This is a genomic window from Algoriphagus lacus, from assembly GCF_003583985.1.
GTDB classification, from domain to species: Bacteria; Bacteroidota; Bacteroidia; order Cytophagales; family Cyclobacteriaceae; genus Algoriphagus; species Algoriphagus lacus.
Genome location: NZ_QXML01000002.1, coordinates 100,585 through 115,872 on the forward strand (window position 1 = coordinate 100,585; position 15,288 = coordinate 115,872).

Below are 15,288 nucleotides of genomic sequence, written 5' to 3' on the forward strand. Positions count from 1 at the left end.
ACTGCCGCCTTGCTTTTTAACGCTTTTTCAAATCCCAAATTGGGAAAATGGATCATCCCTGGAGCCGGTGTTATCTGGCTTCTGGGATGTTTTCTTTTACTCATAGAATATGACCTTGAAACAGAAGTTGCCCTGTTGGATTCTGTTTTTTTCAGTTTGATTTTTCTGGGAGGGGTGTTTGTGTTGGATCGTGTTTTTGGGCTTTTCGCTCCGAAGGGAAAAAATGTTTGGTTACTCTTTGCTGTGCCTTTTTTCCTCAGTCTGATGGGGGTATTGGTGCATTTCTATGGACTTTCCTGGTGGTATGAGGGCGAAGAAGTTTACCTGGGATTTCTTAGTTCCAACTTTTACCTGCGCTGGGCAATACTCGCTTTGGCTGAGCAGCTGGTTTCTGTTTTGGCTTTGGTTGTATCCAAATTGGAAAGGCAGGAAGAAATTCAAAAACGGGAAGCTCAGATGCTTCAGCTATCCAAGGATGCTGAACTTGCCCAACTCCGTCAACAATTGCAACCGCACTTCCTTTTCAACAGCCTCAATTCGATCAATGCACTGGTCATTTCCCAGCCTCAAAAGGCACGTGAAATGGTATTGCAGCTTTCGGAGTTTCTGAGAGGAACAATCCGAAAGGACTCCCAAACATGGATTTCTTTGGAAGAGGAGTTAAACTATCTGAAGTTGTACCTGCAGATTGAACGGGTAAGGTTTGGTCATCGTCTGGAGGTTGATTTTGAGGTAGATCAGGAGTTTTTGTCCATCAAATTACCGCAACTTTTGATTCAACCTTTGGTGGAAAATGCCATCAAACATGGTCTTTATGGAGTGACTGGGAATGTGAAAATCGGGATTTCTGGAAAAAAGGAAGGCAGTTACTTCTTGTTGGAAGTGGATAATCCCTTTGATCCTGAATCTACATCGGCTGAGGGAACTGGTTTTGGGCTCAGTTCAGTGGAGCGAAGGTTGTTTTTGCTCTTTGGGCGGACAGACTTGTTGGAATATGGTCCCGAAGGAAATCTTTTTAGAGTAAAACTTAAAATCCCTCAATTTCAATGATTCGGACGATAATAATCGATGATGAACCACTTGCAGCAAGCATAGTGCAGGAGTTTTTGGCGGAATTCCCCCAATTCCAGATTTTGGAAGTATGTCAGGATGGTTTTCAGGGATTGAAAGCCATTCAGCAGCATAAGCCGGATTTGATTTTTCTGGATGTTCAGATGCCAAAGATCACCGGATTTGAAATGTTGGAGCTCTTGGATGAGCCACCTGCGGTGATTTTTACTACAGCGTTTGACCAATATGCACTGAAAGCCTTTGATGCCAAGGCAATGGATTACTTGCTAAAGCCTTTTTCTCAGGCAAGATTCAAACAGGCGATTGACCGGTTTTTGGAGAGTTGGGAAATCGGTAAAGCTGAAAGAGGCGCTGAGCCTGAGTTGAGTCAGCTGGCAGAAAAGAGCAATAGATTAGTCGTTCGAGTAAAAAATGACATTAAGATTATCCCAATTCAGGATGTGGCTTTTTTTGAGGCAGAAGATGACTATATCTCGATTCATACGCCAAGTGGCAAATACCTCAAAAAAATGACCATGAAAACGCTGGAAGAAACTCTCGATCCCGGCAAGTTTGCTCGCGTTCATCGCTCGTATATCATCAACCTTAATGGAATCACCGGGATTGAAACCTATGAGCGCGACACCTATTTGGTCAAATTGCGGGGGGGGCAACAAATTCCCGTGAGCAAAACCGGCTATTCAAAACTCAGGCAAGTCTTGGGGATGTAACAAAGTCTGATAAGGAAAAAGCCCCGCATTTGCAGGGCTTTTGGTTTTAGTATTCGTCCTCGTTGAAGAAGAAATCATCTTTGGTCGGATAGTCCGGCCATATTTCTTCGATGGTCTCATAAGGCTCGCCGTCATCTTCGAGTTCTTGGAGATTTTCCACTACTTCTAGTGGAGCGCCGGAGCGGATGGCGTAGTCAATCAGCTCATCCTTGGTCGCTGGCCAGGGAGCGTCCTCAAGATAGGAAGCTAGTTCAAGTGTCCAGTACATAGTGTTTATTTTAAAAGGTGTTCCGGAAATTTATAAAGGTGCAAGAATAGTGATTTTTTGGATAAGTAGTTTCAACTCAAATCCGAGGAGAAAGTTGCTTCAAAATATAGTTTTTTACGTCTACTTTCCGCTTCAGACCTGACAACTTTTTTCTCATCATCATTTCAAAGTCTGGAGTCTGTACTCTGAAATTGTCTGAATTGTTTTGCATAGTTTCCAACTCGCTTTGATCTCGGTGGAGTAAGTCCTTGAGAATGGCAGACTTGATTTGATTTTGCTCTAGGATTGGCTTGGAATCGAAGTCGGGATATTTTCCATGTGCCAGTTTTTCCAGAAATGATTTTTCAAAGATAATGTCCATGAAAAACTGATAGGATCTAGCAGGAAGGTTGGCTTCCTTCGGTTTATGGGCAGGAAGTTTTTTCCAATCCTCCTGAATTGCCTTTGCCCGGGTAGTGATTGCGTAGGAAGTTGGCTGATGGGACAACTTCTTCAGTTCCTCAACCATGCCTTCGATCTTTTTTAGGACCTCCCTGGGGTGCATACTTGGTCCTGGATTGAGGGTGCGTTTGTATCTGGAGAAAATGCGGTTGTTCAGTTTGGAAAACTCATCCCAAAGCGGTTGACGCTTTTCAGCAGGGACTTTTCCGGCTTCTTTCCATTCTTTTTGAATTCGCTTGGAGATTTCAAAAGCCATTTTGGCATCCGGAAGATCATGGGCTTCTCGGGCTTGCACAACTAGAGCTTCGTATACTTTTATATTTTCTTCCGCTTGGAGTGCCAGACCTTCATAGAAATGTTTCCTGTTTTCGAAGAAATTTTGAATCGCATCATTGAATTCTCGCTCAATTTCTTCGTGGATTTCTTTATCCACTGGGCCTGTTTTAATCCATCGAAGCTTCAATTCCTTGAATGCTTCCGCGGTATTTTTCCAGTCTGTGTCGTTTTTCAAGGCTTCCGCTTCCAGGATCAGCCCCTTTTTTACTTCCAGGTTTTTGGACCGGTTGGCTTGGATGATTTCATTCAAAAATTCTTCCTGCTGATTGAGTTCTTCGATCAAAGGAATAAAATCACCCAAAGCATCGGATTCGTATAATGAATCGCGCAAATGGATAAGTTTCATCAGGAAGGAACCTTTGTTTTGATTTTCCTGAATATCAGTTTTCAGTTTGGCTACCTTGTCTTTGATTTGCTCAAAACGGGCTGAGAAATAGCTAATGGTGGACGCTTCATCCTCCTTGACCTCACCGATTTCTCTGTCTTCCCTCCCTAAAAAACCCTTCAAAAAGACTTTGCCGTCCTTGATATATCCATACGGATGTTCCATTACGCTACAATAGGTTATAGGTGGTCGTTTTCAATTTTTCGCAAAATAATCATTTAGCCCTCACTTATCCTAAGAAAGGTATATTTTTGCCATCTTACTCCAAACAGACAGTAAACGATCATTATACCATCATGAGTGCAGAAAAAATCATCTTTTCCATGGCCTGGGTGTCCAAGATTTACCCCCCACAAAAGAAAGTTCTAAAAGATATTTATCTCTCATTTTTTTACGGCGCCAAAATCGGCGTTTTGGGTCTAAACGGCTCAGGAAAGTCTTCTTTGCTCCGCATCATTGCGGGAGTTGACAAGGAATTTCTTGGAGAAGTGGTATGGTCCCCGGGTTACACAGTCGGGATGTTAGAGCAGGAACCCAAGCTTGATCCAACTAAAACCGTAAAGGAAGTAGTGGAAGAGGCAGTAGCCGGTACCGTCGCCTTATTGAAGGAATTTGAAGACATAAACGAGAAATTCATGGATCCGGCACTGATGGAAGATCCCGATGCCATGGATAAGCTCATCACCCGGCAGGGAGAAGTCCAGGAAAAACTCGATGCGGCCAATGCTTGGGAACTGGATACGATGCTGGACAAAGCAATGGATGCCCTTCGTCTGCCACCGGCGGATGCCAATGTGGCCAACCTGTCCGGTGGTGAAAAGCGAAGGGTGGCGCTTTGCCGATTGTTGTTGCAGGAACCTGATGTGTTGCTTCTTGACGAACCTACCAACCATTTGGATGCGGAATCTGTGCTTTGGTTGGAGCAGCACCTTCAGAATTACAAAGGAACTGTCATTGCAGTAACCCACGACCGTTATTTCCTGGACAATGTTGCTGGATGGATTCTGGAATTGGATCGAGGTGAGGGGATTCCATGGAAAGGTAATTATTCTTCCTGGTTGGAGCAAAAGCAAAACCGACTGAAGCAGGAAGAGAAGACAGAATCCAAGCGACAGAAAACCCTTGAGCGGGAATTGGAGTGGATCCGGATGTCTCCCAAAGCCCGTCAGTCCAAAGGCAAGGCCCGTTTGAACGCATATGACAAACTGATAGGAGAAGAGTCAAAGGAAAAGGAAGCCAAGCTGGAGCTTTTCATTCCTCCTGGGCCTAGATTGGGTGCCAAAGTGATTGAGGCACATAATGTGTCCAAAGCTTATGGTAACAAGTTGTTATTTGAAAATCTAAGTTTCTCACTTCCCCAGGGGGGAATCGTGGGGATCATCGGTCCAAACGGGGCAGGTAAGACGACGCTTTTCAAATTGATTACCGGACAGGAAAAACCTGATTCGGGAAGCTTTGAGGTCGGTGAAACTGTGAAACTGGCCTATGTTGATCAGGAGCACGACCGATTGGACCCCAATCTGACAGTTTACCAGATTATTTCCGGAGGAAATGAATTAATGAAGTTGGGAAATAAAGAAGTGAATGCCAGAGCTTATGTTTCCAAATTCAACTTTGCCGGATCAGATCAGGAGAAAAAAGTCGGAGTTCTCTCCGGAGGAGAGCGCAACCGAGTGCACCTGGCGATCACCCTTAAAGAAGGCGGAAACTTGCTGCTACTCGACGAACCGACCAATGACTTGGATGTAAATACGCTTCGGGCATTGGAAGAAGCTTTGGAAAACTTCGGTGGCTGTGCCGTTATTATATCCCACGACCGTTGGTTCCTCGATCGAATCTGTACTCACATCTTGGCCTTTGAAGGGGATTCTCAGGTGTATTGGTTTGAAGGCAACTTCTCCGATTACGAGGAAAACAAGAAGAAGAGACTTGGTGACGTGACACCTAAGCGGATTCGCTATAAGAGTTTGAAATAAGTAGACAGTTTTGAAATCTATGATTGAACCCCTCGAAGATTTTTCGTCGAGGGGTTTGTTTTTTTTGTTTTAGAGGGATAGTGTTTTGATAATCAGGTCTTTTTAAAACAAGATTGCATCGATAATACATGATTTGGTGTACGATCGGCACAAGCTTTTTGACTTCAAACCTGTTTGGCTATTCCCTCTTCAAATGTTTTGGATTTTCAGCTATTCTCGGATTTTTCCACTGCCTTTTCCCTTACTTTGTAGCGGAATTTTTTCCAAACCAGCCTATTGACCTATGAGACAGCTACTCCTAAGACCCGGAGCAGAAGAATTGAATTACGAGATCCGGGGAATCGTAAAAAAAGCCCGGCAAATCGAAGCCCTTGGCTATCCCATGACTTGGGAAAATATCGGTGATCCCATCCAAAAGCATAATCATGTGCCAGATTGGATGAAGGAAATCATTGCCGACCTGCTCAAAGAAGACAAAACTTATGGCTACGCTGATTCTAAAGGCGTCCTGGAGACCAGAAAGTTTCTCGCCAATCTAAATAATGAAAAAGGAGGCACTCAAATCACTGCGGAGGACATTTTGTTCTTCAACGGATTGGGAGATGCAATTGCAAAGCTGTACCAATTTCTGATTCCGACCGCACGGATTATCGGGCCATCTCCCGCTTACTCCACCCACAGCTCGGCTGAAGCCGCCCACGCCAATACAGCCCCGATCACCTACAAGCTTGATCCGGACAATCAGTGGTTGCCCGATATGGAAGACCTCTACATGAAGGTGAAATACAATCCCTCCATTGTCGGCATCCTGATTATCAATCCGGATAATCCCACTGGCATGGTTTATCCTAAAGAAGTTTTGGAAGGCTTTGTGAAAATCGCAGAGGAATTCAGCCTGCTGTTAATCGCCGACGAGATCTACCAAAATATCACGTACAACGGAATCAAGGCAGTTGCATTAGCAGAAGTGATTGGTAGCCGACCGGCTATTTCCTTGAAAGGGATTTCTAAGGAATTTCCTTGGCCGGGAGCCCGATGCGGTTGGATGGAGTTTTACAATCGAAATGCCTCTGTGGAATTTGCAAAACTTTGTCAGACACTGGAAAATGCGAAGATGATTGAGGTTTGTTCTACCATTTTGCCTCAATTGGCTATTCCAAGAATCATGAGTCATCCGGATTACCATGCCTATCGTGAACAGGCCAATGTGCAAATCGGGCAGCGGAGCCAATGGATGCGGGAAATTCTCGGAGATATTCCTGGGATTAAATTCAACCCGACTCAAGGTGCTTTTTACAATACCATCGTGTTTGACGAGAAATTGATGACTCCTCATCAAACCCTTCCGATAGAAGACGAACGATTACAAAAGTTGTTGGATACTTGGTTGAACGACCCAGAGATGCCATTGGACAAGCGTTTTGTCTATTATTTGCTGGCGGCTGAACGAATCTGTGTGGTACCGATTTCTTCGTTTTGTTCTGATCTCAGAGGCTTTCGTGTTACTCTTTTGGAGGAAAATGAGGAGGTTTTTAAGGATACGTTCAGAAGATTGGGGAAATCGATTCAGCGATACTTAGGATCTTAACAGTTGGTTTCAGCACTGAAAACTGACAATTGAAATTTCTTACTAATTCAAATTATCATGGCTCCTGACCTTAATTTTAGGGTCAGGAGTTGTTTTTTCTTCCTCGACAAGCGTTGAATCTGATAGGCTATTTAGATCTGGTTGGCCTGCATTGACCCAAGCCGTAAACCAAAAGTCTGCGATCATTTTGATGGAACGCTTCATTTGCCGCTCGATTTGATTATCCAAGGCAAAGGTAAAAGCCTCTGTAAATTCCTTGGAATAGACCCGAACGGTCAATCCATTTCGTTCCTCGAAGCTGAATTTCTGATCCTCCGGGAAATCAGTTGTAAGTTGTTTCTCGATAGTCAAAACACTGTCCACCTGTGCATGAGCATATGCCACCGCATCCCAAATTGCAAGCTGAGGTTTCTCAACGTAAGCTGCTTTACCTACCCAAAATGAATAATCTTTGGCTTGTAATTCGGGTACCCGGCTTTCCCAAAAGCCATGAATTCCTTCCTGACCGGTGAGTTGGCCGTTGTAATTTTTAGTGGTGTGAAGCGGAACATTAAGGTCCCCCAGGTAGTGTCCCAAGTCTGCAGAAAGCCTAAGAATCGCGGCTGTATTTTTTTGTTCGAAGGCTTTGGTCAAGCTAAGCATAGTCAGGTAAGCTGACCAAGGACCAATACCATGAGCTCGGAGCGAATCTTCAGGAATTTTCTCAATTGCTTCCGGCCAATATTTCGGCAAAATAAAAAGTGCACTGTCACCATAATGGTCCAAATCGATGTAGTGTTTTTCAGCTTCCCCTACGACCGCATACCTTCTTCGGTCGGGATTGACAGCATTTTCCTCAATGAATTGAAGATGAGGTTTGTAGAATTGGATCAATTCTGGGGGAAGTGAATATACAGCTTGACGGTTGATCATAGAATGGGCATAAAATCCCCATTCCACTTGCTTCTGGGGCCAAAAAAGAAACCCTAATGCCCAAATAATAAAAAACTTCATACATGAAATTAATCAAAACAATTGTCTTTCAGGATAAGAAAAAAACTATATTTGCACCCTGTTTAGCACTTTTCGCAAAATTTTCGGATTTGGGAAGAGACCAGACAGAAAGGAATGTTTGAAATTCCTTTGGCAGAATTAATTATTTACAATAACTTTGCACTCCAATTCGGAATAGGGGAACGTAAAGAATTTAAGTTAAAAACGAGATATGGCAAATCACAAATCAGCTCTTAAGAGAATTCGTGCCAACGAAGCGAAGCGTTTGAGAAATAGATATCAGTCTAAGACCACCAGAACTTTCATCAAAAGATTGAAGGCTGCAACTGATAAAGTAGAAGCAATGGAGCTTTACAAGAAGGTTGTTTCTATGCTGGACAAATTGGCTAAGAAGAACGTCATTCACAAAAACAACGCTAGCAACAAGAAATCAAGATTGGCCAAATTCGTTAATGCTTTGGCTTAATTTCTGAAAAACTTTGTTACTTAAACCCTGTCAAAAGCAGGGTTTTTTTATTTCCTTTTTCTGGGTAGTTTTAGTTAAACTTTTTTGAGAACTACTTATGAGTCAATTCACTTCCATCAAAATTTCCGAGCTCGCGGAAGAAGATCGTCCCCGTGAAAAATTATTGCTTAAGGGAAAGGCAGCGTTATCAGATGCGGAATTGATCGCCATTCTCATCGGGTCTGGTACCCCGACTATCAGTGCGGTCGACTTGTCCAGACTGATCCTTCGGGAGGTAAATCACGATTTGGCATCTTTGGCCAAAATGTCTGTCAAAGACTTGATGAAATTCAAAGGAATTGGAGAGGCTAAAGCCATCTCCATCGTAAGTGCCCTGGAGCTTGGCAGAAGGAGGAAGGACCAAGAACCACAGCTTCGGGCAAAGATTACATCTTCCCGGGATATTTACGAGCTAATGAAGCCGGAGCTTTTTGACGAGCAAGTCGAGCATTTTTACCTGATTCTTTTGACACGATCCAATCACGTTATTAAAAAGCATCTAATCAGCCAAGGAGGAACATCCGGTACAGTGGTTGATCCCAAAGTCGTATTTAAGGTTGCCCTGGAGTATCTTTCTCAATCACTGATTTTCGTTCATAATCATCCCAGTGGGAATTTGACGCCATCCGAGCAGGACAAGCGTCTTACCGAACGGTTGGTTAAGATTGGGAGGGAATTGGATTTACCTGTACTGGATCATGTGATTTTTGGAGATCGTGGCTATTTTAGCTTCGCCGATGAAGGCATACTCTAAATGAAGACAAGTCAGATTTTATTAATTGTGGTAGCCTTGGTGGTGCTAGCAGCTGTGGCTTACACCTTTACTGCTACCGAAAGCCCGGAAGATTACATTGAGAAAATCGAAAAAGAGCGTGAGCGACAGTTTAAATTCATCCGATTTAATATTGAATCGCCTTTGACGGAAGAACAAAAGCGGAACTTCACCAAACTCACATTCTTCGATATCGATCCGCAGTACAAAGTAAAAGCACGGGTAATTCCGATAGAAAACAAAAAAGTCCGCGAAATACCCCTGACGGACGGATCCAAGCAGCGGTACATTGAGCATGCCTACGCGGAGTTTGAGCTGGAAGGTAAAACCAACAAATTGCTTTTGCTCCAAGCGATGGATGAAGCAGACAAGAGGAATTTCTTTCTGGCTTTTGCTGATGCGACCAGCGCAGGAGAGACCTATGGAGGGGGACGCTACCTAAACGTCCGACAGGATGGGAAAAACAGCATCACCATCGATTTCAACCTGGCATACAATCCTTATTGCGCTTATAATCCGGATTTTGCTTGTCCTATTCCGCCAAAAGAAAATATTTTGGATATCCCCATTCTCGCAGGGGAGAAAAATTATAAGTAATAAGCCAGCCCTCCTGCAATTCTTATAAATTTGCCAAGCCGTTTTAAAAAGGTGCCCAAGCACCTTTTTTGTTAAAAATCAGGAGTGAATTCCTGTCAATAAGAAATTCATGAAATCGAGCATGCCGCTGCCAAAATGCAGTAGAAAGAATACCCTACATGCGAGATTCCATGTGGCCATTAAAGAACAAATTATAAGCACGTGAAAATCTCAATCAACAGATTAAATCAATACATCGCACTTTCTGAAAGTCCGGAAGAAATTGCTGCTTTGCTTACACGTTCAGGATTGGAAGTGGAAGGTGTGGAGGAATTCGTTTCGATACCTGGAGGCCTGGAAGGAGTGGTGATAGGCGAAGTTTTAACCTGTGAAAGGCATCCCGATGCCGATAAACTGAGCTTGACCACAGTGGACGTCGGTTCTGCAGTGGTCCCGATTGTTTGTGGTGCATCCAACGTGGCAAAAGGCCAAAAAGTGGTAGTGGCTACGGTGGGAGCAAAGCTTTTTCCAACTGAAGGCGAACCCATAGAAATCAAAAAGGCGAAAATCCGTGGACAAGTTTCCGAAGGAATGATTTGCGCCGAGGATGAAATCGGAATCGGTACTTCCCATGCCGGAATCATGGTGTTGGATACTGATCTCCCTAATGGTACTCCCGCTTCTCAATATTTTGAAGTTTCTGAAGATCATGTTTTGGAAATCGGGTTGACTCCAAACCGTGCAGACGCAGCATCTCATCTCGGTGTAGCTAGGGATTTGAAAGCGCTTTTGGGAAGGCCCATTTGCCTCCCCGAAGAAAAGCCGTTGGTTGTCGAAAAATCCGGTCCGTCTATTTCCGTGGAGGTGCAGAATGCAGCCGATTGCCCACGTTATGCCGGTGTGGTCATCACCGATTTGAAAATCGGACCTTCGCCTCAGTGGTTGCAAAATTTCCTGCGTTCCCTTGATTTGGAGCCGATTAATAACGTCGTCGATATCACCAATTTTATCCTGCATGATCTGGGTCAGCCCCTGCACGCATTTGATGCGGATAAGATTTCTCAGGGAAAAATCATAGTAGGTAAGCTTCCCAAAGGAACTCCTTTCGTGACTTTGGATGAAAAAGAACGAAAGCTTTCTGGAGAGGAACTGATGATTTGTGATCCAAACGGCGGAATGTGTATCGCAGGTGTTTTTGGTGGCAATCATTCTGGTGTGAGCGATCACACCACTTCGATTTTCTTAGAATCTGCCTATTTCTCACCGGATGTGATTCGAAAAGGATCTCAGTTCCACGGATTGAAAACCGATGCATCTTTCCGATTTGAGCGGGGAACAGATCCAAACATGCCTGTTTACGCGCTGAAAAGGGCTGTTCAGTTACTTCAGGAAATCGCAGGAGGTAAAGTAGCCTCAGAAATCATCGATTTCTATCCTCAGCCAATTGCTGATTTTGTAATAGAGGTGACCTATGGACACGTAAACCGATTGATCGGAAAGAATATCGATCCTACTGAAGTGAAGTCCATTTTGGAAAGTCTGGACATTAGGGTGATCAATCAGACAGCCAAAGGATTCACTGCCATCGTCAAGCCCTACCGCGTGGACGTGACCCGTGAAGCAGACATCATTGAGGAAATTCTGAGGATCCATGGATTCCATCAGGTCGAACTATCCGAAAATCTCAATACCGACTACCTCGCAGAGCATCCGGTCAAAGACCTGAACAAGCTTCAGTATCGTCTGACAGAAATGCTGGCAGGTCAAGGCTATTTTGAACTGATCACCAACAGCCTTACCAAGCCTGTTTACGCTGAGAAATCAGGGTATCTGGATTCCAATGTCAATGTGGAGATTTTCAACAAATTGAGCGAAGATCTGGGGGTAATGCGACAGACCTTGCTGTTCAGTGGATTGGAGGTTTTGGCCCACAATATCAACCGTCGTCAGACAGATCTCAAGTGCTTTGAATTTGGGACGGTTTACCAAAAGACCTCCGAAGGATACAAGGAAGGCAAAAGACTGGCGATTTTCCATTCTGGAAACCGTTCGGCTGAAAGCTGGATCGAGCCGGAAAAACCATTTGGGTTTTCGGACATTTATGCTGTAGTCGAACGGATTTTGGAAAGACTCAATATCGAAATCGGGCAGGTATCCATGAAGGAATCGGCTCCTTTTACCTATGGGTTAGTCCTTAAGGTAGGAGAAAAAGAACTGGGTACGGTTGGTTTGGTGGATGAGAAAATCCTGAAACTTGCAGAAGTCCGCCAGGAGGTATGGTATGCGGAATTAGACTGGGATTTGCTCACCAAAAAGGCCTCCGGGCTCAAGAAATATCAGGAAATTTCCAAGTACCCGGAGGTTCGGCGTGACCTCTCCCTGGTAATTGACAAAGCAGTGACCTATGATCAGGTAAAAGCCGTGGCTGAGAAAGCCGGTGGGAAATTGGTTCGAAAAATTGGAGTATTCGATGTGTATCAGGGAGACAAAATTGAGGCTGGTAAAAAGGCCTATGCGTTAAGTTTTATCCTGCAGGACTTGGAAAATACCCTGACCGATAAGGTAATTGAGAAAACAATGAGTAAATTGATTCAGGCCTTCCAGGATCAGGTAGGCGCCATTATCAGAAGCTAAAAATGATTCACGAGGAACTGCAAAAATTGGAAAAGCTGGCCGTTCAGGTCAGTAAAAAACTTGATTCGGTGAGTGCTGAAAATGAGCAGTTAAAGGCTCGATTGGCTCTGCTTGAGCAGGAAATCCAGGAAAAAGAGCAGGAAATCCACCATTTTAAAAATAAGATTAAAATTAGTAACATTGTGGACAACCGACCGGTGAATCCAGAGGATGCCACCGAAATGAGTGACTTAATCAATAATTATATACAAGAAATCGATCATTTGATCACATACCTTTCCGAATGAAATGGAGACGCTGGCCATCAGAGTGAAAATCGGAGAAAGGGAATATCCCATGCGTGTGAGGCCTGAAGATGAGGCCAAAATCAGACATGCGGGGAAACTGATTAATGAAAAATTGAGGAAGTATAAAGCCGAATTTGGTCTGGATGACAGCCAGGATCTACTAGCAATGGTCGCTTTTGACTGCATGGTAGAATCCTTGGAGACTAATGAGGTCAATGCTGAAGACAGCGAGCATATTCGTAAAAGTCTTTCCCATATTTCAGCTTTGCTTTCCAAAGCTGTTTGATTATTGATATCCACTTATTTCTGGGATTTTCGGAGCTGGTAGGTTATTAACTATATAAATTACCTATGGCAGACGTACTATTTATCATCCTCGCAGCCCTGGCAGGGCTCGGTGGGGGTGCCGCATTAGCGGGATTTTTCATCAAAAATAAAAATGCAAAGCTGGAAGAAGAGACCAAAGAAAAGGTAAAATCCATGCTTAGGGAGGCTGAACTCACAGCTGAAACAATCAAAAAGGACAGAATTCTCGAAGCAAAAGAGAAGTTTCTGAAGATGAAGGCTGAGTTTGATGAGGATATGAACAACAAGAAAAACATCATCATCACCAACGAAAACAAAGTCAAACAACTCCAGAGTCAAGTAGCAAAAGAGCAGGAAGTACTCAAGCGTAAAGAAGCAGAACTCGACAGCAAAAAGGAAAATCTCAGTGCCCAGCTTCATGCAGTTCAGGTTAAAAAAGAAGAACTGGATAAGATTACCAATCAGCGGATAGCTGATTTGGAAAAAATCGCCGGACTTACACGAGAAGAAGCAAAAGAGCAACTTGTCAACATGCTGACTGAAGAAGCGCAGTCCAAGGCATCTTCCCACATCAAGGACATCCTTGATGAGGCCAAACTGACTGCGACTAAGCAGGCGAAAAAGATAGTCCTCGATACAATCCAGCGAACTGCAACAGAGCATGCGGTCGAAAACTGCGTGTCTGTGTTCAATATCGAAAGTGACGATATCAAAGGTAAAATCATCGGTCGTGAAGGAAGAAATATCCGCGCCCTCGAGGCAGCAACTGGTGTGGAAATCGTAGTGGATGACACTCCGGAAGCGATCATTATTTCCGGATTTGACCCGGTGAGAAGGGAAATTGCCAGATTGTCCTTGCACCGTTTGGTTCAGGACGGACGAATCCACCCTGCAAGAATCGAAGAAGTCGTAGCCAAAACCGAGAAAAACATCGAGGAAGAAATCGTCGAAATCGGGGAAAGAACTTGTATTGACTTGGGAATTCACGGTCTTCATCCTGAACTGATCAAAATGGTCGGTCGAATGAGATTCCGATCCTCCTACGGTCAAAACTTACTCCAGCACTCCAGAGAGGTGGCGAAACTTGCCTCAACCATGGCTGCCGAAATGGGCCTTAATGCCAAGCTTGCCAAGCGCGCAGGCTTGCTTCACGATATCGGAAAGGTTTGGCATGAGGAGCAGGAATTGCCGCATGCGATTCTCGGTATGGAACTGGCCAAGCGGTACAAGGAGCATCCTGAAATCTGCAATGCGATCGGAGCTCACCACGATGAGATCGAAATGACCTCCATGATTTCACCGATCGTTCAGGCTTCCGATGCAATCTCAGGTTCCAGACCTGGTGCCCGTCGTGAAATCATGGACAGCTATGTGAAGCGCCTGAAAGAATTGGAGGAATTGGCTTTGAATTTTGACGGAGTCAATAAATGCTTTGCCATGCAGGCCGGCCGTGAATTGAGGATCCTGGTGGATGCGGATAATGTTGATGACCAAAAAGCCAGCAAGCTGTCTTTTGACATCTCTCAGAAGATCGAAAAAGAAATGCAGTATCCGGGTCAAATCAAAGTCACCGTCATCCGTGAAATGAGAGCGGTCAACTACGCGCGTTAACCACATCTTGTAAACCCAAATTATGGCAATTACCTTTAGGTAGTTGCCATTTTTGTTTTGTCTATGTCAAGAAGCTTTTATTTGAGAAGAACCAATTGGTGGATGGAAGAATTAAGAGTTCTTCTTTTTCAGAGAAAACTGACTATTGAAGAGATTAAGATTCTAGAGAATCATTTTCCATATTATCGTCATTTGGGGGAAAAGCATAAAATCCAGTTTCGGAAAAAGCTTCAGATAGTTTTGTCCAGTAAAAAATTCCAGGGAAGAGGAGGGATTACTGAAGTTACCTCAGAAATGGAAATCCTCATTGGGGCCACCTTGGTGATGGTTACGTTTGGTTGGTCCAGATTACGATTGGCTCATTTTCACACCATTGTTATCTATCCCAATACCTACTACAGTACCCTCAATAAAGTTTACCATAGAGGCGAGGTAAATCCGAAGCACGGGTTGATTGTGGTTTCCTGGAAATGTTTTGTGGAGGGCTTGGCCGATGGGAAAGACGGAGTCAACCTTGGTATTCATGAAATTGCACATGCCTTGAAGCTGGCCAATCAGATCGATTCGGACGGAGAAAAGGAATTTGACCAGCAAGCTTGGGCAACATATAAAAATCTGGCTCCTCTGGAAATTCAGAAAATAATATCCGGCCAAAACAGGTTCTTCAGGGAAAGTGCAAGTCTGAATGAACACGAATTTTTTGCAGTAGCCTTGGAAAGTTTTTTTGAAAGACCGGAGGATTTTCAAAAGGATCTACCAGAGCTTTACGATTCATTGGTCATGCTCCTAAGGCAAAACCCTATTGTTTTAAAGAAAAACCAATAGATTG

The 15,288-nt window shown here is 44.0% G+C and carries 15 protein-coding genes; 12 read left to right on the forward strand and 3 right to left on the reverse strand.

The features are described 5' to 3' along the window. Positions 1-9 precede the first annotated feature (9 nt). Positions 10-1,050 (forward strand): sensor histidine kinase, encoded by a 1,041-nt coding sequence (locus D0X99_RS04640; protein ID WP_233553647.1) that lies wholly within the window; start codon positions 10-12, stop codon positions 1,048-1,050. After that, positions 1,047-1,781: a LytR/AlgR family response regulator transcription factor gene (locus tag D0X99_RS04645; RefSeq protein WP_119476495.1), complete on the forward strand. Its 735-nt coding sequence runs from the start codon at positions 1,047-1,049 to the stop codon at positions 1,779-1,781. Before D0X99_RS04640 ends, D0X99_RS04645 begins: the two co-directional genes overlap by 4 nt. A gap of 46 nt (positions 1,782-1,827) precedes the next feature. On the opposite strand, the gene D0X99_RS04650 is transcribed toward D0X99_RS04645, so the two are convergent. Further along, positions 1,828-2,049 carry a DUF2795 domain-containing protein gene (locus tag D0X99_RS04650; protein WP_026952747.1) on the reverse strand — a complete coding sequence of 74 codons (222 nt, stop codon included), beginning with the start codon at positions 2,047-2,049 and terminating at the stop codon, positions 1,828-1,830. A 76-nt stretch (positions 2,050-2,125) separates the two neighbouring features. After that, positions 2,126-3,376: a DUF349 domain-containing protein gene (locus D0X99_RS04655; RefSeq protein WP_119476496.1), complete on the reverse strand. Its 1,251-nt coding sequence runs from the start codon at positions 3,374-3,376 to the stop codon at positions 2,126-2,128. Positions 3,377-3,507: 131 nt separating this feature from the next. On the opposite strand from D0X99_RS04655, the gene ettA reads away from it, so the two are divergent. Both ettA and D0X99_RS04665 read left to right on the forward strand, forming a co-directional pair. Next, on the forward strand, positions 3,508-5,187 hold the full coding sequence (gene ettA, locus D0X99_RS04660; RefSeq protein WP_119476944.1) for an energy-dependent translational throttle protein EttA: 1,680 nt from the start codon (positions 3,508-3,510) through the stop codon (positions 5,185-5,187). Positions 5,188-5,470: 283 nt separating this feature from the next. Then, entirely contained in the window at positions 5,471-6,775 is a 1,305-nt protein-coding gene (locus D0X99_RS04665) for a pyridoxal phosphate-dependent aminotransferase (protein WP_119476497.1), read from the forward strand. Positions 6,776-6,817: 42 nt separating this feature from the next. Here D0X99_RS04665 and D0X99_RS04670 read toward each other — a convergent pair whose 3' ends face one another. Beyond that, positions 6,818-7,768: a zinc dependent phospholipase C family protein gene (locus tag D0X99_RS04670; protein ID WP_233553648.1), complete on the reverse strand. Its 951-nt coding sequence runs from the start codon at positions 7,766-7,768 to the stop codon at positions 6,818-6,820. Between the two features lie 211 nt (positions 7,769-7,979). Here D0X99_RS04670 and rpsT point away from each other — a divergent pair, with 211 nt between their 5' ends. The 8 genes from rpsT to D0X99_RS04710 all read left to right on the forward strand — a co-directional run bounded on the left by rpsT (position 7,980) and on the right by D0X99_RS04710 (position 15,284). Continuing rightward, positions 7,980-8,234 (forward strand): 30S ribosomal protein S20, encoded by a 255-nt coding sequence (gene rpsT, locus D0X99_RS04675; protein WP_119476498.1) that lies wholly within the window; start codon positions 7,980-7,982, stop codon positions 8,232-8,234. Positions 8,235-8,331: 97 nt separating this feature from the next. Next, positions 8,332-9,027 carry a RadC family protein gene (radC, locus tag D0X99_RS04680; RefSeq protein WP_119476499.1) on the forward strand — a complete coding sequence of 232 codons (696 nt, stop codon included), beginning with the start codon at positions 8,332-8,334 and terminating at the stop codon, positions 9,025-9,027. Further along, positions 9,028-9,642, forward strand: coding sequence for a DUF1684 domain-containing protein (locus tag D0X99_RS04685; protein ID WP_119476500.1), 615 nt, complete (start codon positions 9,028-9,030; stop codon positions 9,640-9,642). A gap of 201 nt (positions 9,643-9,843) precedes the next feature. Next, a complete protein-coding gene (pheT, locus tag D0X99_RS04690) occupies positions 9,844-12,255 on the forward strand; it encodes a phenylalanine--tRNA ligase subunit beta (RefSeq protein WP_119476501.1) in 2,412 nt (803 codons plus the stop codon). Between the two features lie 2 nt (positions 12,256-12,257). Beyond that, complete coding sequence (locus D0X99_RS04695; protein WP_119476502.1) at positions 12,258-12,542, forward strand: hypothetical protein; 285 nt, start codon at positions 12,258-12,260, stop codon at positions 12,540-12,542. Between the two features lies 1 nt (position 12,543). Next, on the forward strand, positions 12,544-12,828 hold the full coding sequence (locus tag D0X99_RS04700; RefSeq protein ID WP_119476503.1) for a cell division protein ZapA: 285 nt from the start codon (positions 12,544-12,546) through the stop codon (positions 12,826-12,828). Between the two features lie 65 nt (positions 12,829-12,893). Further along, positions 12,894-14,459, forward strand: a complete 1,566-nt coding sequence (rny, locus tag D0X99_RS04705) for a ribonuclease Y (protein WP_119476504.1) — start codon at positions 12,894-12,896, stop codon at positions 14,457-14,459. 102 nt (positions 14,460-14,561) lie between these two features. Then, on the forward strand, positions 14,562-15,284 hold the full coding sequence (locus D0X99_RS04710; protein WP_233553649.1) for a zinc-dependent peptidase: 723 nt from the start codon (positions 14,562-14,564) through the stop codon (positions 15,282-15,284). The last annotated feature ends 4 nt before the right edge of the window (positions 15,285-15,288 follow it).

What these genes read in the sequence shown, in the direction of transcription:
- D0X99_RS04645 (WP_119476495.1), top strand. Translation starts at nt 1,047, where the DNA reads ATGATTCGGACGATAATAATCGATGATGAACCACTTGCAGCAAGCATA.
- D0X99_RS04650 (WP_026952747.1), bottom strand. Translation starts at nt 2,049, where the DNA reads ATGTACTGGACACTTGAACTAGCTTCCTATCTTGAGGACGCTCCCTGG.
- D0X99_RS04655 (WP_119476496.1), bottom strand. Translation starts at nt 3,376, where the DNA reads ATGGAACATCCGTATGGATATATCAAGGACGGCAAAGTCTTTTTGAAG.
- ettA (WP_119476944.1), top strand. Translation starts at nt 3,508, where the DNA reads ATGAGTGCAGAAAAAATCATCTTTTCCATGGCCTGGGTGTCCAAGATT.
- D0X99_RS04665 (WP_119476497.1), top strand. Translation starts at nt 5,471, where the DNA reads ATGAGACAGCTACTCCTAAGACCCGGAGCAGAAGAATTGAATTACGAG.
- D0X99_RS04670 (WP_233553648.1), bottom strand. Translation starts at nt 7,768, where the DNA reads ATGAAGTTTTTTATTATTTGGGCATTAGGGTTTCTTTTTTGGCCCCAG.
- rpsT (WP_119476498.1), top strand. Translation starts at nt 7,980, where the DNA reads ATGGCAAATCACAAATCAGCTCTTAAGAGAATTCGTGCCAACGAAGCG.
- radC (WP_119476499.1), top strand. Translation starts at nt 8,332, where the DNA reads ATGAGTCAATTCACTTCCATCAAAATTTCCGAGCTCGCGGAAGAAGAT.
- D0X99_RS04685 (WP_119476500.1), top strand. Translation starts at nt 9,028, where the DNA reads ATGAAGACAAGTCAGATTTTATTAATTGTGGTAGCCTTGGTGGTGCTA.
- D0X99_RS04695 (WP_119476502.1), top strand. Translation starts at nt 12,258, where the DNA reads ATGATTCACGAGGAACTGCAAAAATTGGAAAAGCTGGCCGTTCAGGTC.
- D0X99_RS04700 (WP_119476503.1), top strand. Translation starts at nt 12,544, where the DNA reads ATGGAGACGCTGGCCATCAGAGTGAAAATCGGAGAAAGGGAATATCCC.
- rny (WP_119476504.1), top strand. Translation starts at nt 12,894, where the DNA reads ATGGCAGACGTACTATTTATCATCCTCGCAGCCCTGGCAGGGCTCGGT.
- D0X99_RS04710 (WP_233553649.1), top strand. Translation starts at nt 14,562, where the DNA reads ATGGAAGAATTAAGAGTTCTTCTTTTTCAGAGAAAACTGACTATTGAA.